General features: G+C 57.5%; 2 protein-coding genes. Both read right to left on the bottom strand.

Annotated features, from left to right (window positions below; translation table 11 throughout):
* A partial coding sequence (locus tag J5M57_RS27885) for a phage tail tube protein (protein ID WP_207872073.1) occupies window positions 1-536 on the bottom strand: 536 nt, incomplete at its 3' end.
* A 7-nt stretch (window positions 537-543) separates the two neighbouring features.
* Window positions 544-852 (bottom strand): phage tail terminator protein (gene gpU, locus J5M57_RS27890; protein WP_207872076.1); only part of this gene is annotated, 309 nt, incomplete at its 5' end.

Genomic DNA, 852 nt, shown 5'->3' on the forward strand with positions numbered 1-852 from the left:
GTGCTCTGCCCTTTCACCACCGAGGTGCTGGCAGGCGTCACGGTCATGCCGGTTGCCGCTGTTACCGTGCTGCGATCTTCTGCCATCGACGGACGTCCCACATTGGTGACTTTCACCGTGCGGGTGATCACTTCCTTCGCCGTCACCGCCTTACCGATACTGCTGACCCAGCCACGGAACACATCGACCGTGCCGTTCGGGAAGCGGATTTTATAGGCACGGGTATCGCCTTCATTAAACCACGCCAGCAGCGCCTGCTGCCCCTGCTCTCCGGGCATCCACGCCAGCGTGAAGCTGGTATCTCCGGCAGATTTCTGCCCCTGCCCGGTCGCAGTCCAGTCTGCATCTTCATCATCGAGATAGCTGTCGTCATAGGACTCAGCGGTCAGTTCGCCGGGCGTCAGGTCTTTAACTTTTGCCAGACGCGACCAGTCAACGTCTGAAAGCGGATTCGCGTAAGGGTCACCGCTCCCCTTATAAACCCACAGGGTGGTCCCGGCACCTTTCACCGGCATTGTAGGATTTGGTACAGGCATAGCGTCCTCACATTTCATAGGTAATGACATAAGTCAGATCGGCTGAACTCCACAAGCCCGCATCATCGTCGCGCCGGTAGTCATAGCCGCTGGCCACCATACTGGTGATCAAATCTGACAGTGCCGGGATATCGCTCATCACCGGATAAATACGGGACTCCATCCACGCATCCAGCTCTGAATCCGGCACCTGAGCAGGCAGGAAAACTTCGATATGCAGCTCCGCCTGCCAGGTATCGCTGTCCAGCGCTTCGCCCGTGTATTCAGCGCCGGTGAGATAAACGGCAACTGCCGGAAAATCCGCCTCATCAAAAAC

The sequence above is a fragment of the Pseudomonas sp. 86_A genome, from assembly GCF_017491705.1.
Lineage (GTDB): Bacteria > Pseudomonadota > Gammaproteobacteria > Pseudomonadales > Pseudomonadaceae > Aquipseudomonas > Aquipseudomonas koreensis.